The organism is Alicyclobacillus sp. TC (genome assembly GCF_016804365.1).
GTDB lineage: Bacteria > Bacillota > Bacilli > Alicyclobacillales > Alicyclobacillaceae > Alicyclobacillus_I > Alicyclobacillus_I tolerans.
The window spans coordinates 954,454-975,373 of record NZ_CP044434.1 but is presented as its reverse complement, the minus strand read 5'-3'; the positions used below and the strand labels follow the sequence as shown (position 1 = coordinate 975,373).

The 20,920-nt window shown below is 42.0% G+C and carries 20 protein-coding genes; 6 read left to right on the top strand and 14 right to left on the bottom strand.

What is annotated here, in order from left to right; genetic code table 11:
• Window positions 1-106: 106 nt before the first annotated feature.
• Window positions 107-1,744, top strand: coding sequence for a hypothetical protein (locus FY534_RS04670; protein WP_203115322.1), 1,638 nt, complete (start codon window positions 107-109; stop codon window positions 1,742-1,744).
• A complete protein-coding gene (locus FY534_RS04665) occupies window positions 1,741-2,277 on the top strand; it encodes a methylated-DNA--[protein]-cysteine S-methyltransferase (RefSeq protein ID WP_203115321.1) in 537 nt (178 codons plus the stop codon). The genes FY534_RS04670 and FY534_RS04665 overlap by 4 nt, the downstream gene beginning before the upstream one ends.
• Here the strand turns inward: FY534_RS04665 and FY534_RS04660 are convergent.
• The 4 genes from FY534_RS04660 to FY534_RS04645 all read right to left on the bottom strand — a co-directional run bounded on the left by FY534_RS04660 (window position 2,211) and on the right by FY534_RS04645 (window position 6,148).
• Window positions 2,211-3,407 carry a hypothetical protein gene (locus tag FY534_RS04660; RefSeq protein ID WP_203115320.1) on the bottom strand — a complete coding sequence of 399 codons (1,197 nt, stop codon included), beginning with the start codon at window positions 3,405-3,407 and terminating at the stop codon, window positions 2,211-2,213. The two genes, FY534_RS04665 and FY534_RS04660, sit on opposite strands and share 67 nt — an antisense overlap.
• A 25-nt stretch (window positions 3,408-3,432) precedes the next feature.
• On the bottom strand, window positions 3,433-4,527 hold the full coding sequence (locus FY534_RS04655) for a DUF58 domain-containing protein (protein ID WP_203115319.1): 1,095 nt from the start codon (window positions 4,525-4,527) through the stop codon (window positions 3,433-3,435).
• Window positions 4,528-4,536: 9 nt separating this feature from the next.
• Window positions 4,537-5,505 (bottom strand): AAA family ATPase, encoded by a 969-nt coding sequence (locus FY534_RS04650; protein WP_238413663.1) that lies wholly within the window; start codon window positions 5,503-5,505, stop codon window positions 4,537-4,539.
• A 73-nt stretch (window positions 5,506-5,578) separates the two neighbouring features.
• Window positions 5,579-6,148 carry a GNAT family N-acetyltransferase gene (locus FY534_RS04645; protein WP_203115318.1) on the bottom strand — a complete coding sequence of 190 codons (570 nt, stop codon included), beginning with the start codon at window positions 6,146-6,148 and terminating at the stop codon, window positions 5,579-5,581.
• Window positions 6,149-6,272: 124 nt separating this feature from the next.
• Here FY534_RS04645 and FY534_RS04640 point away from each other — a divergent pair, with 124 nt between their 5' ends.
• The 3 genes from FY534_RS04640 (at window position 6,273) to FY534_RS04630 (ending at window position 8,774) form a co-directional block, all read left to right on the top strand.
• Entirely contained in the window at window positions 6,273-7,046 is a 774-nt protein-coding gene (locus FY534_RS04640) for a TSUP family transporter (protein WP_238413662.1), read from the top strand.
• Window positions 7,047-7,192: 146 nt separating this feature from the next.
• On the top strand, window positions 7,193-8,386 hold the full coding sequence (locus FY534_RS04635) for a cation:proton antiporter (RefSeq protein ID WP_203115317.1): 1,194 nt from the start codon (window positions 7,193-7,195) through the stop codon (window positions 8,384-8,386).
• Window positions 8,387-8,537: 151 nt separating this feature from the next.
• On the top strand, window positions 8,538-8,774 hold the full coding sequence (locus FY534_RS04630; protein WP_083573966.1) for a hypothetical protein: 237 nt from the start codon (window positions 8,538-8,540) through the stop codon (window positions 8,772-8,774).
• Window positions 8,775-8,803: 29 nt separating this feature from the next.
• Here the strand turns inward: FY534_RS04630 and FY534_RS04625 are convergent, their stop codons facing one another.
• Together FY534_RS04625 and lgt are read right to left on the bottom strand one after the other, a co-directional pair.
• A complete protein-coding gene (locus FY534_RS04625; RefSeq protein WP_203115316.1) occupies window positions 8,804-9,958 on the bottom strand; it encodes a sensor domain-containing diguanylate cyclase in 1,155 nt (384 codons plus the stop codon).
• Between the two features lie 36 nt (window positions 9,959-9,994).
• Complete coding sequence (gene lgt, locus FY534_RS04620; protein ID WP_072872671.1) at window positions 9,995-10,795, bottom strand: prolipoprotein diacylglyceryl transferase; 801 nt, start codon at window positions 10,793-10,795, stop codon at window positions 9,995-9,997.
• Between the two features lie 173 nt (window positions 10,796-10,968).
• On the opposite strand from lgt, the gene FY534_RS04615 reads away from it, so the two are divergent.
• The gene (locus FY534_RS04615) at window positions 10,969-11,613 is read left to right on the top strand and encodes a DedA family protein (protein ID WP_203115315.1); all 645 of its coding nucleotides are present in this window, start codon (window positions 10,969-10,971) and stop codon (window positions 11,611-11,613) included.
• A 16-nt stretch (window positions 11,614-11,629) separates the two neighbouring features.
• Here FY534_RS04615 and FY534_RS04610 read toward each other — a convergent pair whose 3' ends face one another.
• The 8 genes from FY534_RS04610 to secD all read right to left on the bottom strand — a co-directional run bounded on the left by FY534_RS04610 (window position 11,630) and on the right by secD (window position 20,857).
• On the bottom strand, window positions 11,630-12,205 hold the full coding sequence (locus FY534_RS04610) for an NYN domain-containing protein (RefSeq protein ID WP_072872673.1): 576 nt from the start codon (window positions 12,203-12,205) through the stop codon (window positions 11,630-11,632).
• Between the two features lie 300 nt (window positions 12,206-12,505).
• Window positions 12,506-12,955 (bottom strand): D-aminoacyl-tRNA deacylase, encoded by a 450-nt coding sequence (gene dtd / locus FY534_RS04605; protein WP_203115314.1) that lies wholly within the window; start codon window positions 12,953-12,955, stop codon window positions 12,506-12,508.
• A gap of 27 nt (window positions 12,956-12,982) precedes the next feature.
• The gene (locus tag FY534_RS04600; RefSeq protein WP_203115313.1) at window positions 12,983-15,151 is read right to left on the bottom strand and encodes a RelA/SpoT family protein; all 2,169 of its coding nucleotides are present in this window, start codon (window positions 15,149-15,151) and stop codon (window positions 12,983-12,985) included.
• Between the two features lie 57 nt (window positions 15,152-15,208).
• On the bottom strand, window positions 15,209-15,736 hold the full coding sequence (locus FY534_RS04595; RefSeq protein ID WP_072872761.1) for an adenine phosphoribosyltransferase: 528 nt from the start codon (window positions 15,734-15,736) through the stop codon (window positions 15,209-15,211).
• Window positions 15,737-15,782: 46 nt separating this feature from the next.
• A complete protein-coding gene (gene recJ, locus FY534_RS04590; protein ID WP_203115312.1) occupies window positions 15,783-17,801 on the bottom strand; it encodes a single-stranded-DNA-specific exonuclease RecJ in 2,019 nt (672 codons plus the stop codon).
• Window positions 17,782-18,693 carry a cation diffusion facilitator family transporter gene (locus tag FY534_RS04585; protein WP_238413661.1) on the bottom strand — a complete coding sequence of 304 codons (912 nt, stop codon included), beginning with the start codon at window positions 18,691-18,693 and terminating at the stop codon, window positions 17,782-17,784. Before FY534_RS04585 ends, recJ begins: the two co-directional genes overlap by 20 nt.
• On the bottom strand, window positions 18,690-19,598 hold the full coding sequence (secF, locus tag FY534_RS04580) for a protein translocase subunit SecF (RefSeq protein ID WP_203115311.1): 909 nt from the start codon (window positions 19,596-19,598) through the stop codon (window positions 18,690-18,692). Before secF ends, FY534_RS04585 begins: the two co-directional genes overlap by 4 nt.
• Complete coding sequence (secD, locus tag FY534_RS04575) at window positions 19,595-20,857, bottom strand: protein translocase subunit SecD (protein WP_072872679.1); 1,263 nt, start codon at window positions 20,855-20,857, stop codon at window positions 19,595-19,597. The genes secF and secD overlap by 4 nt, the downstream gene beginning before the upstream one ends.
• Window positions 20,858-20,920 lie beyond the last annotated feature (63 nt).

The following is a 20,920-nucleotide window of genomic DNA, read 5'->3' as shown; positions in this document are numbered from 1 at the left end:
GGAAAAAGTCATGAATATGGACTAACCTGAGCTACCTTCTGGATACGCTATAATATAGAGAAGTAAGCTGGGACAAAGTTTAGGAAACAGACCCAGGAGGGCGGAAATGAGAAAGTTTCCTCGATGGCGTGTATTTTATCTGGTTGTACTGATTTGCTTTGGGATTTTCAGCGCTCTTGGCGATGGACTCAATTTATGGAATCCAAGCGTTTTCGGCGGAGGGACAGGGGTAAGTGCAGCACCTTCTTATCCAACTGCTGCTGGTGCGAAGCATAATCAATTTTATGAAAACAGTCTAACACCAAGCGAATGGATACAACTGGTTCATTTGAAGAAGGCACAGCAACTTGGTAACTTTGGAAAAGGTGAAACCATTGCCTTATTTGAAACCAATGGTTATTTCAGCATGCCTTCTTACCTCTCTTTCTGTAAAAGTTTTGCTTCTACCGATCCATCCTTGCTATACCCTAATCAGATTGATGTTTGGACAGATGGAAAGCTCCTTCACTTAAACCGTTCATCACAAATTATCCGCCCAAATGCAGAGACACTTTTAGATACGGAATGGGCTCATGTTGTAGCCCCCAAAGCTCGATTACTTATCGTAGATATTCACCAGTCCGGCATTCAACATCCACTCACCTTGTCAACTATGCAGAGTTTATTTAAAAAGTTACATGTGACTGTAGTGAGTTCATCTATAGAACAGGGATTACAGCCTCTGATGACGCATAACCCGTTGCTTCAAGAAAGGACATTTGGCAGTCGACAAGTATTACAATGGATCGCTAGTCATTATCCGTTTTTTCAAGCTTCTGGAGATCAGCCGGGACATGTTTCAGAAACTGTTTTTGCGCCACAAATGGTCATTGTCGGCGCTAGTCAGTTTGTACACCATACATGGCAAGTAGCACCTTGGGAGGGTGCTGGTCCAGCAGTTTGGACTGCATTTGCATCCTCTTTGCAACGAGAAGCTGCAAAACAACCTTTTCTGTATCGACAAACACCGGATGTTGTGTGGTTCGGTGGTAACCCGGGTGTCATTCTCTCGGATTCACGGGGTTTTTTAGGGGGAGTTGAAGGAACATCGTTGGCTACGCCAACTTTTGCAGCTCTCTTTGCTTTAGCCGATGCAGCACACGTTGAAAATACTGGTCGCCACTTGCCCAAAAACGCCAATGCGTTGCTCTATCACCTAGCACTTCAAGACCCTCACGCTTTTTCATCTATATCCGTAAAAAATACTGCCTTTAAAGATGCAAGATGGAGACCTGGTCAAGGCTTAGGAAATCCGAATCCAGATACATTTGTGCTCGATTTATCTAAATGGAACGATTCAACATTTTCACAGCGTTCACCACTCCACCTTTCACTATGGCCATTCTATCTTGGACTGGCAGCCATGTTATTATTGTTCGCTTACTGGATACGGCTAGTTGTGAGTGGCAGTTTAGCACTTGATAGACTCAGTCACCTTTATCCCCAAGTTCAGAGAAAGTTGGCGCTTTATTTTCTAAGCGGATCAGCCATTCTTCCCCTTTTACTGTTTGCTGAGCGTTATATTTTATTGATTACCTCATTGCAACTATCAGGAAGCCAATTTCAGAGAATCATTCTTTTTTCCATTATTTTGTTCATCGTAACAAGTTTGATTTCTTTTCTATTTTTACAATGGTATAAAGTCTATCGAACGATATTGATGGCTTCTGAATCGATTGCCCAGAAAGGAGAGCAAAAAAGGTGAATAACATCATGAGTTCCAAGGAGACCACCATATATTGGGATACCGTTGATACGCCCATAGGAGATATACGTCTCTACGCTACCCAACAGGGACTATGCTACGTATGCCTGCCAGCCGATACAGAAAGCACTGCTCACGAGTATTGTGAAAAAATTTGGGGGAAAACAGAATGGGTACATGATAGTCTTCCTATTGACAAATACAAAACACAATTAAAAGAATACTTTAATAAAAAAAGAGTAGTGTTCGATCTCGATTACGATTTGCACGGTACTCTTTTTCAAAATTCAGTATGGCAAACCCTTCTGAAAATTCCTTATGGTCACACTTGGTCCTATCAAAAACTTGCCCATAATATTGGTCATCCTCGCGCCTATAGAGCAGTCGGCAGAGCAAATGGAGCGAATCCATTGCCTATCTTCATTCCCTGTCACCGCGTCATCACTGCTCAAGGTAAACTTGGCGGTTACAGCGGAGGATTGGAAGTAAAACGGTTTTTGCTTTCATTGGAAGGCTCGCCAGTAGTATCATAGCGTTGTTTTTCGTAAGCTTGTAAATCGGGCAGTTGAAAATTTTCTTCACTTTCACCGAGTACCTTATACCAATTTGCCGCTGTCCAAGAATAAGAAAATCTTCTCTTTTTGCGCAAATACAATTTCATAGCCTTTTGAAGTTCTAGTCTGAGTTTATCTTGTGTAGACAGAAAGCGTGGCATGGGATGGCGCTCTTTGTCAATCAAGCTTCTGGTAATTACCATACCAGGAACCACTTTTTCACGAGGAACTTTACGCTTACGAAGAAATCTACGAATCTGCCATATTACAAAAATAGCAATAAGAAGAAGCAGTAGAATTCCTGTCCATTCCGATAACGGAGAAGCAGCTGTTGGATGTATCACGCTATTTGCTTGATGAGCGTTCTGCTCCGAAACAGACGCATGTCTTTTCAAACGATCCAATAATCCAAAAATCTCGAAGATTTTTCCTAATAATGATTCTAATAATGGACTCAGCAGATAGAGCGTCGCTTCTCCCAAACCGCCAATCACAAAAAGGAACGCAAAAGGTAATACAACCATTACGAATACACAACCCACAACAAGGAGCAGTAGTGTTTTTAACATGAAAAATCGTTTCTCTGAGTAACTCCCTGCCAATTTCCATGAAAGAACTAACCGCATCAGCAAAAGAAAAACAATCATGGCCGTCAGCCAGCGAATAGCCCACACAGAAGAGAGGAATGACAACCCATATATAAGCACTGAAAAGCTAGCCACAGCATCTATCCAATACTGTATAAGATTATGACGAAGTAAATCTCGTGTAGTCATGGAAAGGCGATAACGTAAAATAGCTAAAGAGAACAGGAGAATATTCCATACAGTTGATAGCCAGACATCTTTGACAATAGCTATCAAGCAAGTAACGAGAACAAATACTAAAAATATCGGCAGCATAGAACGAGGTGCCAAAAACTTAGTCCAAGCGAGTACCAATAAAAATCCAAACAACCACAAAGTGGATGACAAGATCAAATCTTGATGATGAAACTGTTCAGAAATCACATAAATTAAAATAGCTGGGAATATAAAAGAAACCAAACACCAATACCATGAAAAACGAAATGGATCTTGTGACAATCGATCCTGCTTCGATTCTCGCAAACAATCATTCCCTCTTTGCTCTATTCTATCTTTCCGCAGTGATGGGCGTATCACTTTCCACCTCTTCTTTCCATCTTGGTAATTTAATAATTTCGATGGGGCGTCCGCGACGCTTTTCAGCCTCCATCCATTGCTCCTGTTCGGCAGAAAAAAAAGCACCCACAATCAGCCAAGGCGTGCGCGGAGAAGTTGAAAATCGTCGAGCTTCCTGAAGAACGTCTATCAAGGAACAGGTAGGATAAGATTCAAGAACAGCTAACAGACTGCGTAATCGACCAAATGTCACAGAACCATACCAATGTTTTTGAGGGTAATTTGACAGAAGTGCATTACTTGCGAAGAATAGAGAATTTCCACGCTCTCCTCTCTGCCATTGAGAGACAGTTGCAAGCAATAATGCACAGAGCCTATCAAAGGTAGGAGTATCTGCCTCCATCCAATATGGATTCTGCATTTGAGCATTTAAGATAACCACCCATTCTTCTGAAGTTGTGGTTTCAAACTGCTTTACCCACCAATCTCCAGTACGAGCAATGGTTTTCCAAGCAAAGTACTTGGGCGGATCACCCGCAACATAGGGACGAACATCTTTAAACAGGGACTCGTCAGGCAGTATCCAGCGCTGCGTCATACGAGTTCCAGTGATCGCCTGCCATATGGAATGAAGCGTCTGCGATGAAGCAGCATCAGGATATACGCCAAGCTGTTCCGGGAAATGGGGCGACAAACGAAATCTTCGCAGTCCAAAACCTTCATGTATTTCTATAGAACAGATATCTCGTAACGATTTAGGACCTCGTCGCATAGCATACAGCTGGCAGACAAAAGAGATCTGTTGACCTGGCAAAAGGTAAGAAGTCCATTCTAAATACCGCAAATCCCCTTCTTTATTAAAAGCCGTTCCTTCTGGTGCATGTAAGGTAAGGTGCAAATAAGGAATCGGTAAACCTCGATGTTGTTGGATACAGATTTCTAACTGGACAAAATCGCCTACAGCACATTCTCGCTTTGTAATGGATGCAGTGGATTCTATTGAGGATTGCACCCTGCGAAACCATATTCCAGGCCATACCAATGGCGCAATGAGCAAAAGAATGGGAAGAATCCAATACCAAACCATCCCTCCACCTCACTCCGAATATTCCCATTCTGTAGGTACAGGCACATGGTCGACAATGCGGTCGATAAACTGTTGGAATTGCTCTTCGGAATCTGTGGAAGACCAATTTCGAAACACAATCCGGTGACGAAGGATAGGCTTAATCGCAGTTTGAACATCATCTGGAGTAACAAAATCCCTGCCCTCTATCCAAGCCATAGCTCGCACAAAATGCGAAAGCGCTACAATTGCTCGCGGACTGGCACCAAGCAGCACCTCAGAATCTTCCCGTGTTGCTCGACAAAGATGAACTAAATAAGTAAGTACATCACTGTGAATTTTCACTTTCTGAACTTTATTTTGCAGTTCTAGTAAATCCATAGCTGATAGAATGGGTTCAGGCATGACAGGTGGGACAGTATGACGGAATACCATTTCCAATTCTTCATCCGCAGTTACGTAACCAAGTTTGAGTTGAACTAAAAATCTGTCTAATTGAGCTTCTGGAAGAGGGAAAACACCTTGTGACTCAATCGGATTGGCTGTAGCCATTACGCAAAAAGGAGCCTCTAATGTATAGGTCACTCCATCCACAGAAACCTGTCTTTCTGCCATAGCTTCTAGTAACGCAGATTGCGTCCGCGGGGTTGCGCGATTAATTTCATCCATCAGCAATAGTTGTGTAAAAATTGGCCCCTTACGAAAACTAAAATCACCTTGGGTTGGGTTGAGTACCAATGTTCCCGTAATATCACTGGGAAGCAAATCAGGTGTTCCCTGGATTCTCTGAAAAGAAAGACCAAGAACGCGGGCAATTGTATTAGCTAAAGTGGTTTTTCCTGTACCAGGTATATCTTCGAATAAAATATGACCTGAGACCAAAATGGCTGCAAAAGCTTCCTTGACAACTTGCTTCTGACCTATAATTCGTTTGCAAACTGCGTCAATAACAGCAGCTGCTTGGTTTGTCTCCTGCATGGTTAATTCTGATTCCGCCAAAGCAACCAGCGCCCCCGTTCAAACGAAATCCTTGTTCTATCTTAAATATTATAGAGCAAAAAGATTAAGAAAACTAATTTTTCTGGATTTCCGAACCATTTTCTTCTTTCCAGATCAATACATCGGAAGAATCCAATTGTGGTCGACGCTGGTATTTGTGGGACTTGAAATTATGAATTTCCTTGTAAATTCGTGTCATAGCATTAAGAATTTCTCTTTCGTCAAGTGATTCTGGACTCCAATAATAGATATCCATATATAAGGCTTTACCATCTGCCGTTTCTCTTACATACTCGATATTTTCTGCTTTTTGAAAACCATTTTTTTCATAAAACCGTATTCGTTTAAGCGTGTCAGCATCTTCTGCATTCTCAGGCTCCACTTCAAGTAAAATCATTTTCTGCTTCTTTTTAAATGCCTGTAAAACTTTACTGCCCACTCCCTTACTACGAATATTTGGTTTAACCAGTAAATAATCGATAAAGATAAAATCTCTAAATTCAGCGTATATAACTACGTACTCATCTGTTTCCTTTTTAAAATACGCATCGTGTTCAGCAAGCAAATCTTCAAATTGAGCTCTCTTCTTCATTTCTTCATCTGGAAAATAACTCGCAAGCATTGAATACCAATCTTTTCCCATTCAACATCAATCCTTTCCGTTTAATTTAATCATACGCTATTTTACACAACAGATTGACAAGGTCAGTAGAATAAAGAGGATATAAAAGAAAATTGAAGTTAATCGACAAGAAGGAAGGATGGCCTTGCATCTTTTTCTTTTTCATGCGCTGTTACTACTCTTTGCCGGTTTTTGTGCCGCATTCATCGACTCCTCAGTCGGAGGAGGCGGACTTATTTCCTTACCTGCATTGATTGTGTTGGGATTGCCGCCTACTTTAGCGCTTGGCACAAATAAATTGGCTGGCACTTTATCATCAATTACCAGCTTTAGTAATTATGCCCGTACCGGTAATATCCATTTCAGACTTGTCCGGTGGCTCATGCCTCTTGGATTTGTTGGATCACTGCTTGGTGCTGCAGCTATACATCAAATATCTCCACATTTTTTACGACCACTTGTCATTATCCTTTTAATTGCTGTAACACTTTACACTCTTTTCAAACCCCAAGCTGGCTCCATTCACAGCTATATAGACGGAAAGAAATTCGCTTTTCTTGGTGCATGTCTCGCTTCTCTAATCATTGGCGCCTATGATGGCTTTTTTGGACCGGGAACCGGTTCTTTTCTTATCCTTAGTTTTGTCTTACTTGGGTTTCAATATGTGCCTGCCTCCGGAAATGCGAAATCAGTTAACCTTGCTTCCAATGCTGGTGCTCTCGCTTTTTTTTCATATGCCCATACTGTTGTTTATAGTTGGGGGCTTTTATTAGGTATAGGCATGATCGCCGGTGCTCTGACAGGTTCTCAAATCGCCATCCGTTACGGTGTAAAATACATTCGACCTGTATTTATTCTCATGACTTGTAGCATGATTGTTCAACAACTATGGAGTATCTTGTCTCATCCTCACTCATAAAAAACAGAGTTTTAAATAACTGATCATCCCACCCATACCATTTGTAAAATTTTCTTCGTGATGAAATGAGAAAGCTTGTCATACCTCTATAATGGAACCCGAATTGAGAATAGATTTTCTCAACTTGTTCCTTGAGGAGGCAAGTTATGAACCATACACTATACTCATTTCTGATTATTTTACTTTTTGCTTATCTCTTCAGTCAGCTGAGCAGTCGTTTACCCATACTACGCATTCCCGTAACTGTATCTTATTTAATATTCGGGATTATTTTACAAACGCAATGGATACCACTCTCAGAAGATGATGTGCAATGGCTCAATCATTTAGCCGACTTTGGTTTATTGTTTCTGATGTATATCTCTGGTATGGAAGTGGATATGCGTCTTTTGCAATTCCCCTCAAAAGTGGACAATCAAAAAAACAATCCAATGCTATTAGGAATCCTCATCTATTGTTCAACTTTGTTACTTTCTTACTTGTTGTGTTTAAGTATGGTTCAGTGGTTTCATATGAATGCCAATCCATACTTTCTCTGCCTATTATTTTCAACAACTTCGCTAGGTATCATATTGCCCATCTTGGAAGAAAGTGAACTGATTCACACAGATTTCGGACAATCGATTCTCATGAGTGCACTCTTGTCCGACTTTCTGACCATGGTCATTCTTTCCTTATATCTTGGCAGACTATCCGGAGATGGAGCATTTTCTACCCTCATGACGCTTGCTATACTCCCCATGACTTTGGTGATGTATCTAATACTACGTGTTATTCAACGCCTACCATATATTCGAAAATATGCTGGTGATGCCAAAAATCGCTTACGCGCAATACTCGCAATACTTGCCCTGCTTTGTATTATTGCTACAGCCACAGGAGCAGAACCTATATTGGCGAGTTTTCTTGTAGGGATGCTTGTATCTGCTCTTCCAAGTCGTGATAAAGACAAAATTCGTGACTACAGTCACGGTATTGGATACGGTTTTTTAATTCCTATATTTTTTTTATCCGTAGGTTTAGATTTTGATCTCGATACGTTCCATTCTTCTTCAGCACTACTTTTCTTGCCCCTACTTCTTTTTCTAGCATTTTCCAGCAAAATTATTCCTGCTCTTTGGTTAGTTAAACCTTATGGCTGGCGCAATATGATAGCTGGTGGAAGCCTGCTTTGTGCTAGGCTCTCTCTGATTGCAGCAGCAGCACAAATTGGTGTGACTGTCCATCAACTCACACACGCTGTGGCTGATTCTATTGTGCTTGTTGCAGCCATTACAGCATTAATTTCACCTGTGATATTTGTGAGCACCATGCAAAATCGAATTGAATCCAAAGTGTAAGATACCTGCATGTTAAAAAAAAGGTATAATCTCTGCCCCTAGTAGGGCAAATTAGCCTATAAAGTTGCCTTGAAGTCCATACATTGCATCCCTTATTGGATTCAGATGCAATAGGATACAAATTAAATCAGGAGAAGGAGAATCACAAACAGTGAGAGATATTCACGCATTTCACACCTGCTATGTTTGCAGGCATCCAATTGCCTGGGTAGGGAATTTGTGTGGTGAGTGGACCGTAGGGCATGGTCGTGATATTCACGCCACCCTCACAGTTGCGGGAGATCTGGATGAACAGGGCTATCTGCCAATAGGTGTACAATTACAATGCCCAGAATGCGGAGCAGTTAATCAATTTAAAGCAAAGCATAAATTAGAGGAATCACTATAAGGTCATGTACTTTGACATTGAAAAATTTTTTATAGTGATTCCCAATTAACGTCCATATTTTCATCACGAAAATTCCTGTGAGAGATTTTTTTCTGTTCATACATATGTTGATCGGCTTCATTGACTAAATCTTTTAAACGCATCCATTCCCCTTCTGTACCGCCAATGGAAAGAGACGTTTGCTGAGCATGCAGGGGAAGATCTGGAATGCATCTTATATTGTTAATATTCTCCTGTAAACGTGAAATATCATCCAAAACATCCTCCAAATTTAAACCAGGTAGCAGAACTAAAAATTCGTCTCCACCAAAACGAATCGTAAAACCGCGATCGGCAAGCCAATGATTTACGGCACTGATAAGATGGCGCAATAATTCATCCCCCGCCGCGTGCCCAAATCGGTCATTATAATCTTTAAATCTATCGACATCCATGAATAGAAGCGACAGTTTTTCTGAAGGAGGAAACACCACTCCAACTTTTTCTTCCAGGTAATCAGTAATTTCATTTGAATTGAGTGGTTGAGTCGTATAGGTTTCAAGTTCTGTAAGAAAATGCCGATTATAACATCCTGTTAGTGCATCAGTGTAAGCTTGTCGACGGATCTGGTAATAAAGTTGCGCTGAATATAAAATACCACTCAAACGTTGGGCTACTTTGTTCATTAATGTCAACTCTGTGGGTGAGTAAAAGTTGGGATACTGAATTTTTAAGGTCATGACACCAAAAACTTCTTGTTGAAACATGAGGGGAATACGGACCATACTCCGCAATCCTAATTTGTACATTGTTTCATCTTCAATAAATTGTTGATTCTCCATTAAATCTGGGTTATAATGCAATTTCTTTTGTTGATAAACCCATTCTAATCCTGTGTTTTTCACTATCATGAGCGAGCCCGAGGGAAGAGCTTGTAAACCGTTTCTTGTTACCACTTCATGGATGACGCAATAACGATGATGAAATGCCCCTAGTAATATACCAAACCGGTCAAACTCAAATCTTTCAAAAAACAAGTCCTTGATACGTTGCATCATATCGATAATACTCTTACTTTCCAGAGCGACTTGTGTACAGCGCTCCAGCCATTCATAATTTTTCAGTTCCTCCAACAGCATGAACACATAGCGCTCATCTTTCACGATATCCAAATGTTCTCCACTTGGCTGGGTCGAAGCATCCATAAAATTCAGGCCCTCCTCCACACTCAAACTTCAACTCTAGACTTCGACATTTTGTTTCTGCTTGCGATTTTTCATAAATCCGTAAATCCAAATGGCTAACCCAATGGCCACCATGGGTATGGCTGTATATTGCGCCGCATCCCAATGAAGAGCATATCTTGGAGAATCACCACGCAACATTTCCATAAAAAAGCGTACAATATTATAGGTAACCAAATAATAAGCAATCGAGAATCCCTGTGGCCACCCTTTTTTACGTTGCCAGAGAATCAACAAAATGGCAAAAAGGAAAATATCAGCTTGTCCTTCCCATATAACAGCCGGCCAGAGAGGCTGAGCTCCATACTGATCGTGAGCTAAAGTTCCAGGTGGAAAAACGATGCCAAATCCTTGGTGAGTTGGTGCCCCATAGGCACTCCCGTTCATAAAATCAGCGTCACGACCGATGCTCTGTCCAAGAAGAATACCCGGCGCAGCGAGATCGGCAAATCGCCAGAAATTCAATCGATATCTTTTCAGATAAACCATGGCGGCAAGAACAGCACCTACAATACCGCCCTGAATCGACAGTCCCCCATGCCAGATAAGTGGAATTTGTCCAGGATGAGCAGCATAATACGGGAAATCAAAGAAAAAGACTTGCCAAAAACGAGCACCAATAATTCCGCCCAACAAACAAATCGGTGCAAGATTCCACCAATGTTCCACATCACCCGGTTCGCCTTTAGCTTTGACAAAATACAATGTCACGCCGAATCCAAGCAAAAATGCTGCAGCAAAAATGGTACTGTAAGAGCGTACCGGAAAAGCACCTATATGGAACCAATAAGAATGCAAAGAAATAGCTCCTTTCGAACAATTATCTTTACCTCATGATACTATATTGAGTGAAAGCGTCCAACTATCGTGTTGTCTATAAACTGTTGATTTTACGCATTGTGAGTATCTCTTAACCATCCTATACTGAGATAGAAAGCTCTTGAATCACCCTGAGAGGCGGTTTTATTCTTTTGCATGAAATTATTTATCTTCTTCACACAAACGGCTACTTTGCTCTTTACGTCATGTTGTTGCTCGAATATTTGGTATTGATTATTCCTGGTGAGACCACTTTAACTACAAGCGGTGCCTTATGGAAAAGCGGAGCTCTGCATTTACAGTTGCCCTGGATGATTGTAGCAGCCACAATGGGCACATTCAGCGGATCGATGATTGCCTACGCTATTGGCAGAATACTGGGCAGACCCGTCATTTTGAAATACGGAAAATATGTCTTCATCACCCCCAAACGATTTGAGCAAAGTGAAGCACTGTTTCGCCGTTATACGTTGCCAACTCTGATCCTATCACGCTTTATTGCTGTGGCGCGTGATATTATACCTTATATTGCTGGTATTCAAAAAGTTCGCCTGCGAGTTTTTATTCCAGCGGTTCTTCTTACATCCATTGTTTGGACGACCACATTTCTAGCCGCCGGAAGTGTTATTGATTTCTTGTGGAATCTGGTTCGGTTACACTGGAAAATTTATTTATTGCCAGCCCTGATTGTGATAGGAATAGGTATTTATGGTTATCGACTGATTCATAAGAAAATTGAATCATCACTACACGTTCAATCTGATACAAATGAAAAATCTCAGAGCTTGGAAGAATAGCAAAGCTGTTCCCTAGCTAGCAACTTTTAATACCTGACTGACGCTCAAATGATAGATACTCTTCCTTTGCCAAGATGGTATGGCGATCACAAGCCATAATCAATTCATCATGGGGGCGAGCGCTTACACCACCAACAGAAAATAAGTGAATACTCACACCTTCGTTTTTGGCAATTTCAACTGCAGGTATAAAGTCACTGTCACCAGCGATTAAAATAGCATGTGTAATTAAATGTTTCGTTGAATGCATGACCAAATCAGTGGCCAACATCACATCCACACGCTTCTGTTCAAGTATGGGATGACCGTCTTTATCTTGCCCACGATAAGCAAGTTTTCCTTCACGGACTGTGAAATAGGGAAGCTTGCTGACAGCAGCAAAAAATCTTTGCTTACTTGAGACGAGACTCTTTTCTGCTGGACTCGGATTTTGAGTTTGATAGGGTAAACAGTTATAATAGTAAACTCTTAATAATTGACAATCTTCTGTTGTCCGTTCAATCAGTTGCACAAAATCAATCTGCGGGCTGCCAAGTCCCTTATGTATACTGTCAATATAGCCACCATCCATAAATACGGCGCAACGATTCATCTTTCGCCAACCTTCCTATCCACCCTTGGTACATCCCATCATTAATATAAAAAAACAATGATAATCAAAGTGACTTCATCATACCTTCTTAAAAAAATAAAATCTACAGTCCCCACAAGGTGCAGCTCAAATTTTAGAGCTACCCCTGCTGAACTGTAGAGGTTATCATGGCTCTATTATATGGAACAAAGTCGAATCTTGTCAACGCTTGGCGAAGTTGTGGAAATTGTTTGACATCATTTACCCAAATCAACCCGATACATGGATACTTTCAAACAAACCAACAGCCTAGCCTCTTCTTTAAAATAATTTTTCACTATCAAGCAACAAAGTGACAGGACCGTCATTACAAAGATGCACATCCATCATGGCTCCGAATTGCCCCGTTTCCACGAGCAGCCCATATTCTTTCAGCAATTCGTTAAAATAAAACCAGAGTGATTGGGCTTCATCCGGCTGTGCCGCTGCCATAAAATTCGGGCGTCTTCCTTTACGAACATCACCAAAGAGTGTGAACTGTGATACAGATAAAATAGCGCCGCCCACATCTAAAACACTGCGATTCATTTTTCCCTCATCATCTTCAAATATGCGCAAATGTACAATTTTTTCAGCTAAATAGCCTGCATCCTTAGCACTATCTCCAGATTTAATACCCACTAACAAAACCAAGCCAAAAGGAATTCTCCCCACTGTATTTTTATTTACATCCACCCATGCTTCCCGACTTCTTTGAACGACTATGCGCATTGAATTTTCCTCACCTGCCTGAATTCTCTACTGAGTAACACGTTCAACAGAGAGCGTATCTTTGAGTCTTTTCAAACGTTCCGAAACAGAACGCAAATGATCAAGATTGCGTATTCTTAAATCCAAATGTACATGAGCAATTTTTTTCTTGTCTACACGAGCATTCACGCCCATAATATCCGTTTTGGTTTCTGCTATAGCATTCATCATTTCATTAATCAAGCCATGCCTGTCCATAGCCGTGACTTCAAGTTCTACATGATAAAACCAATCTCGGCTTGATGCCCATTCGACTTCGAGCATGCGATTACCATCTGCAACTAACGGTTGTACATTAGGACAATCTTTACGATGTACCGATACTCCGCGACCACGTGTGATAAAACCGACAATTTCATCGCCCGGTACAGGATGACAACATCTTGCAAAGCGAATCAGCAAATTGTCAATTCCTTTAACTCGAACTCCCATTTCACTCACAAGTTCACGATTTTTTCGCTCCAATGTGAGAGAATCCACATCTTTACTCTGTTGTTCACGACGAAATTTCTCAAGGATGCGAGAAACTACATGTCCTGCACTCAGTCCGCCATAGCCTACTGCGGCATAGAGATCTTCCTCACGAGTAAATGAAAATTTTTGCAGGATATCCGTTAAATATGAGCCATTTAATAAGGAGACGTCCAATCTCTGACGAATTAATTCACGCTCAATCGCTTCACGCCCGCGAGCAATATTTTCTTCACGTTTCTCACGTTTGAACCATTGCCGGATTTTACTTTTCGCCTGTGAAGATTTGACGATTTTTAGCCAGTCTCTGCTCGGACCATAGCCTGTTTTAGCGGTCAAAATTTCTACAATATCACCAGTACGCAATCGATAGTCAAGAGGAACCATTTTCCCATTAACACGCGCTCCAATGCATCGATTGCCAATATCCGTATGAACACGATAGGCAAAATCAATAGGTACACTTCCAGCTGGTAAATCAAACACGTCCCCTTTAGGAGTAAAAACAAACACTTCGTCAGCAAACAAGTCAATCTTAAGGGTCTCCATAAATTCTTGAGCATCCCGAAAATCTTGCTGCCACTCCAACACTTCACGAAACCACGCTAATTTTTGAGCAAATTTGCCTTCCGCTCTTGCGCTCCCTTCTTTATAAACCCAGTGAGCCGCAATTCCATACTCAGCTGTCTGATGCATTTCCCATGTGCGAATCTGAATTTCCAACGGTTCTCCCCGAGGACCAATCACCGTTGTATGAAGGCTTTGGTACATATTCGCTTTCGGCATGGCAATATAATCTTTAAAACGGCCTGGCATTGGCTTCCACATTGTGTGAACCAGCCCCAAGACGCCGTAACAATCCTTGATACTTTCCACCGTTACTCGTACAGCAAACAGATCATAAATCTCGTTAAACTCTTTATTCTGGGTAATCATTTTTCGATAGATACTATAAATATGTTTTGCCCGTCCGGAAACTTCAGCATTCAAATCGAGATCGTCCAACTTATGTTTTAATACGTCTATCACTTCATTAATAAATCGTTCGCGCTCTTGACGTTTTTGCGCCATCAGTTCCACGATATTGTAATACTGCTCTGGATTTAAATATCGAAAAGCAATATCTTCAAGTTCCCATTTAACCGTGTAAATCCCCAATCTATGAGCAAGAGGTGCAAAAATTTCTAAAGTTTCACGAGCTGTACGCAGCTGTTTGTCTGGAGGTTGATATTTAAGTGTGCGCATGTTATGCAATCGATCGGCTAATTTAATAATCAGTACACGAATATCACGTGCCATAGCTAGAAACATCTTGCGTAAATTCTCTGCCTGCTGTTCTTCACGAGAATCAAATTTAATCCGCTTCAGTTTCGTAACACCGTCAACTAGCGCTGCAACGTCCGCACCAAAATGCTGCACTAAATCTGCATCTGTTACTTGTGTGTCTTCCACGACATCATGAAGCAGGCCCGCCACAATTGTAGTTGCGTCCAATTTTAAATCAGCTAATATGTTTGCAACCGCCAACGGGTGCGTGATGTAAGGTTCTCCTGATTTGCGAAATTGTCCTTCATGGGCTTTACGCGCTAATTCGTAAGCGCGACGAATCGTCTCAACTTCATCCGCCTCACTATACGCCGACACAATATGACAGAGATCGTCCAGTGAACGTTCTTCGCTTACCATCCACCGAAACCTCCTCGCTTTGCGAGTCTATAGGTGACTCGTTGCCATTTGTCCCTTTCAATCGTACTGAACCAATGTCTGAATAGGCAACTGAGGAATTTTGTCCAAAAGAACTTGCCGTCCACCAAGTTCTTTTAGTTCTATCAAAAACGCCGCTCCAACCACAATACCGCCTAATTGTTGAACCAAATCAATAGTTGCGCTCATTGTCCCACCAGTGGCCAACAAGTCATCCGCTACTAAAACGCGTTGACCCTGCATGATGGCATCTTCATGAATTTCCAAAGTATCCTCTCCATATTCAAGTGCATAACTGGCCGATCTCGTTTTATATGGCAATTTCCCTTTTTTTCTTACAGGCGCAAATCCACAACCAGTTACGACGGCAAGGGGAGCTCCTATGACATAGCCTCGAGCCTCCGGACCTACAACCATTTGCGCTTGACACTGGTTGCAAAACTCAGCCAGAGTTTGTATCGATTGTTGATATAACAAACCATTAGCCAATAGAGGCGTAATATCCCGAAACAATATACCTTTTTTTGGAAAATCAGGGATGTCCCGAATCATTTCACGAAATCGCATAATACCCTCTCCAAAATCATAAACTTGGTAACGAATGTCTTCCTGATTATCTAGCAGATGAAAGACTACTTGTATCAGCAACAATCTCCATATTTTCGATGAGATGTTGTTGGTAAATGAACGAGTCGCGGATTTTTCGAGCAGACTCTACTTGCACCTTATAATACGCAGTCGCATCCTCAACAGCAAATCCCAATTCGCAAAAGATAGACATAAGAAGATTTAGGCGCGGTAATTTTTTTTGCCAATGATGCAGATTTTGCTTGTCAATCTGAGACTGTTGAGAAAACCAATGATAATATTTTGAGATTTCTTGTCGACGAAGAGGGTGCAAATGACGCCAAGCATTTTTAACGTGTATTTGTACCCGCTTCTGTCCTTGCCATTGATTTTCCACAATTTCAACGATAGCCCCCAGACAATCACCAGGATGCCATGAATTGCAAATTTTAGGAGCTTGAAACCAAATCCATTGACCGATTGTCGCTTCCTCATCACGGACTGTAAATCTTAAATGATTCTGTTCTTTACCAATCCACTGCATGTCGATTAACTCTACTGGTCCCATATAAAAACAAAAAGATTTAAAACCGTTTCCATAGGGTTGGAGCCTTGTTAACCAATGCGCAAGTTCAGGCGTTGCTTCACGAAACATAAGATTTCCATCACTAGTCAGTGGGACATGCACATCATGTTTATCTTTTGCCTGGTTTTTTACAGTTGATTGAAACTGTCTCCGAAATGCCTCTAATTGATGGCGTTCTACAGCACAACCTACAGCGTAGTCATGTCCCCCAAAATGGTGCAATGTTTCCTGACAGGATTCCAGAATGGCAAGCAGCGAATCATTTCCATAAGAACGACCGGATCCGCGCAAGAGATGTTGGCCGTTATTGGCAAATACAATAGCTGGTGATTGGAATTTTTCCGCAAGACGAGCAGCCACAATCCCTACCACTCCAAGCGGCCATTCTCCCCACACAACAATGCCCCGAGCATTTTCCAGTTGGTTTTGGTATTGCTCAATGGCCGCAGCGGTAGCTATCTCTGTCCAAGACTTTCGTTCTCGGTTTAATGACTCTATGGTTTCCGCCAGTGACTTCGCTTCTTCTGAACTTGGTCGATGCAACAAACGAAATGCAATATCGGCTGAATCCATTCTACCTGCTGCATTGAGACGAGGAATCATTCGCCAAAGCAATTGTTGGAGAGTGATTGACTCACCTTCAGGTAATCCTGCAACATGCAGAAGTGCACGCCAACCCGCATGAGACCATTGAGAGAGTACCTGTAAGCCATCCTTTATCAATCGTCGGTTCTCTCCAAGCATTGGCATTACATCCGCAAGTGCGCCGAGTGAAGCTAAAGCGATCCATTTGTTTTCGATATGGCCGTTGTGTAATGCAGCAGCTAATTTTAATGCTACACCTGCTCCTGATAATCGTTTGGCAACTATGGCATTTCTATGCCGGATATAATGCACTATAGCATGAGCTATGGGTAGTTCCTCACCGTGTTCGTGATGATCCGTAACAATGACTGGCAAGTGAAATAATCTCGCTGTTTTCACAGCTTCTATTGCTCTTATTCCATTGTCTACAGTAATAAGCAGCGATGCCTCCAATTGCACAGCTTTCTCTACATGCTTAACTTGCAAACCGTATCCATCTTCTACACGATGCGGAATCCAACAAACCACTTTTGCGCCAAGACGTTCTAGAGCGTCGGTCAGTATAGTCGAGGCTGTTACGCCGTCCACATCGTAATCTCCAACCACCACAATGGGTTGATGACTAGATATACATTCAGCAATGATTTGACAAGCTAAATTCATGTCCAGAAAATCATCCGGTGGTGAGTAGGAAGGAGATTCAGCAAGAAATTCAGCTATTTCCGATAAAGTATGAAATCCACGTTTCCACAATAGTTCGACGAGCAAATGCGGTACAGAAAAATGTTCTGCAATCCTGTCTATTTCTTCAGAATCAGCAGAGCTATTGACCCAAAGTAGCTTGTCTTCTCTGTCATTCACTTCTTGATAAACATCAATCATGAGTCTGTCCATGTTCCTCTTCTCCTTCCACATACGGGTTCACATGGACAAATACATCCAAAATACGTGGAAAATTTGCTTTCATAGATTGACGCAAACTGGCGGCAATTTGATGCCCTTCAGCCACTGTGAGATTTGCATCCACGCTAATCTCAACATCTACAACCACATATGAACCGTGATCGCGCACACGCAAATCGTCAATATGGCAGACCCCACTTGAATTTTCTATCGACTCCCGATAAGGTGTTAAATCGGCATCCTCAAGAACCACGCGATCCATTAAAGGTTGTAAGGAGTCACGAGCGATTTTCAAAGCCATTTTGACAACTAAAATCGCGACAACTGCTCCTGCCACTCCATCCATTTGCATCAGCCAGACCCAATGAAGATAGCGGCCCAACAGTGAAAGGAGAATACCCAACAGAGCGGCCAGAGATGAATAAACATCGGAGCGATTGTCATAAGCGCTTGCCATCAGACTTTGACTTCGTTTTTTCTTAGCTATACGGATATTGACTTGGAACATCGCTTCTTTAACGAGCATGGAGATAAACGCTGTCCAAGCAGCTAACCAATCTGGTTGAATAGGAGGGAAAAAGAGGGAACGCAAAGAGGAGTAGGCAACCTCCAAAGCAGCGGCTATCAAAAAGCCCGCAACAATGGAAGCTGCAATTAACTCCGCTTTTCCGTGACCATACGGATGATCATCATCGGGCGGTTTACGAGCAATTCGCAAGCCTACTACGACTGCTACACTGCCAACTACATCTGCACCTGAATGAACAGCGTCGGCGATGATGGCTTCATTACCTGTAATGACTCCAACTATACCTTTACCAAAGGTCAACAAGATATTGAGCAGGGTATTGATCCACGCTATTCTTGCTGTAGTCCCACTCAAGCAGATTCCACCTGTGTCTTACGAATATAACTCCGTCCTCGCCATACGACCCAAAGTGGTGCAGCAATAAAGATGGAGCTATAGGCACCACTTATCAAGCCTACGATTAACGCGAGCGTAAAATCATGAATCGACTGCCCACCAAAGAAGAACAACATGAGCGCTGCTATTAAGACAGTCGTTACCGTATTAATCGAACGAGTCATAGTCTGCCATAGGCTTTGATTAACCAGACCTTGTAATTCTTCGTAGCTTTTAGGTGGAGTTAATTTCATGTTCTCACGGATTCGGTCGAAGATAACGATGGTATCATTAATCGAATATCCAACAATGGTTAAAACTGCCGCTACAAAAGTCAAATTAACTTCTACGCGAAATAAAGCAAAGACTGACATGACTATAAAAGCATCATGCAGCAAAGCTACAATTCCAGCAAGAGCAAAACGATATTCAAAGCGAATCGCAACATATATGACTATAAAGAGCGAGGCCAGTAAAACAGCCCAAACAGCTTTTCGAGAGGTTTGATTGGCAACAAACGGATCGACTGTATTCACTTGGGGCTGCAAAGCATTGGGAAAAACTTTTGTGACGTCATTCGTAAGAGTATTAATTTGCTGGTTTGTCAGTACCTCTGGAAAACGAATAATCGCTGTTTCTCCATTTAAGCCAGCTACAGTAACATTGCTTGAAGCGACCGGTAGACCAGCATCTGACAGCCATTCATCCACTTTTGCCGTATGAACTTTTTCATTCAATTGAATTTGCACCTGTGAGCCAGCTTTAAAATCCGTGCCAAGATTAAATCCAGAGACGAGAAACACAATCAGTCCTGCAACTGTAATCAACGAAGAAAGCGTAAAAAACCAAGCGCGCCGGCGGACAATATCAAACTTCACATTCATTTTCCAGCGCCTCCTTTGCGCGCGCCGTACCAAGCAGGGTTTCTAAAGAGGTTGGATTTTGTCAATTGCAACAACATGGTACGTGACAAGAAAACAGCCGTTAATAGCGATACAATGATACTGACCATTAAGGCAATGGCAAAACCACGAACATCTCCTTGACCGAACCAGAACATCACAAGACCTGCTATGAAAGTTGTTGCATTGGAGTCGAGAATGGTCCGTAAAGCACGCTTGCTACCCGCAATGGTAGCCGATTGTAAACTTCTACCATTTCTCACTTCATCTTTAATCCGCTCATACGTAATAATATTGGCGTCGACTGCAATACCCATCCCAAGTATCAACGCCGCGAGTCCGGGTAGCGTCAAAGTAATTGGGAATCCAGCAAATACAAGTAAAGTCAGATAAGCGTAAGCAATAATCGCAATGTCAGCAATCAGACCAGCCAACCGGTAAATCGCAATCATGAAGAGGAAGATAAGGACAATAGCAACTAAGCCTGCATATAAGGTTGCTCGTAAAGAGGCAGCCCCCAATTGCGGTCCCACATTTGTTGAGGCAATCTGTTTTAAGGGATATGGAAGTGAACCTGCATTTAATTCTTTAGCCAATTGTTGCGCTTGTTGCATACTTCCAACACCAGAAATTTGTGTTTGACCGTTTTCAATGACACTCTGTACGGTTGCCGATTGTATCAAGTTTCCGTTCAAGAAAGTATAAACTGTTTTTCCAAGATATTCTTTAGTAATTTTAGCCCATAACGCTTTATTTTTAAAGGTTACGTCTACAACAGGTTGACCTGTTGTGCTATCCAATCCGGCTGTAGCATTGCTTTCCATATCTCTACCAGTGATGAGCAACGTCCCCGGCACCGGAACAGGCTTATTGTCCTTGCCCATTTTAATGTTTCCATAAATCTGCAAAACTGCTGTCTCGCCAATAATTTGCTCAGCCTGAGCCTGGTTGAAAGCTCCCGCCAATTGGACACTAATTTCATTGCCGTTTTCCAGATTAATTTGCGGTGAACTGACACCGAGAGAATTCACTCTCGTTTCCACCGCTTGTAAAGCTGCTTCAATACCTGCTTGTGTCAGTGGTTCATTATTGACAGGTTCAATCTTATAGAGCAGACTGATGCCACCTTTTAAATCAAGTCCAAGTGGAATCTGCCGCCACAGTTTCATGGTTGTTCCTGCTGCCAGGCCAATAATTATTACAGCAATCAGCAGAAACGAGCCAAAACGGCTCCATTTCATTGCTTGTCCTCCTCGCGATGAGCCAAAAGTTCCAGACCTTAGTATAATGGCGGTTGTTAAATA

Bases quoted from the DNA above. Each gene is read 5' to 3' on its own strand.
- FY534_RS04600 (WP_203115313.1), bottom strand. From the start codon at position 15,151: ATGGTAAGCGAAGAACGTTCACTGGACGATCTCTGTCATATTGTGTCG.
- FY534_RS04670 (WP_203115322.1), top strand. From the start codon at position 107: ATGAGAAAGTTTCCTCGATGGCGTGTATTTTATCTGGTTGTACTGATT.
- FY534_RS04655 (WP_203115319.1), bottom strand. From the start codon at position 4,527: ATGGTTTGGTATTGGATTCTTCCCATTCTTTTGCTCATTGCGCCATTG.
- FY534_RS04625 (WP_203115316.1), bottom strand. From the start codon at position 9,958: ATGGATGCTTCGACCCAGCCAAGTGGAGAACATTTGGATATCGTGAAA.
- secF (WP_203115311.1), bottom strand. From the start codon at position 19,598: ATGAATGTGAAGTTTGATATTGTCCGCCGGCGCGCTTGGTTTTTTACG.
- FY534_RS04635 (WP_203115317.1), top strand. From the start codon at position 7,193: ATGAACCATACACTATACTCATTTCTGATTATTTTACTTTTTGCTTAT.
- recJ (WP_203115312.1), bottom strand. From the start codon at position 17,801: ATGGACAGACTCATGATTGATGTTTATCAAGAAGTGAATGACAGAGAA.
- FY534_RS04645 (WP_203115318.1), bottom strand. From the start codon at position 6,148: ATGGGAAAAGATTGGTATTCAATGCTTGCGAGTTATTTTCCAGATGAA.
- FY534_RS04610 (WP_072872673.1), bottom strand. From the start codon at position 12,205: ATGAATCGTTGCGCCGTATTTATGGATGGTGGCTATATTGACAGTATA.
- FY534_RS04595 (WP_072872761.1), bottom strand. From the start codon at position 15,736: ATGCGATTTCGTGAAATGATTCGGGACATCCCTGATTTTCCAAAAAAA.
- secD (WP_072872679.1), bottom strand. From the start codon at position 20,857: ATGAAATGGAGCCGTTTTGGCTCGTTTCTGCTGATTGCTGTAATAATT.
- dtd (WP_203115314.1), bottom strand. From the start codon at position 12,955: ATGCGCATAGTCGTTCAAAGAAGTCGGGAAGCATGGGTGGATGTAAAT.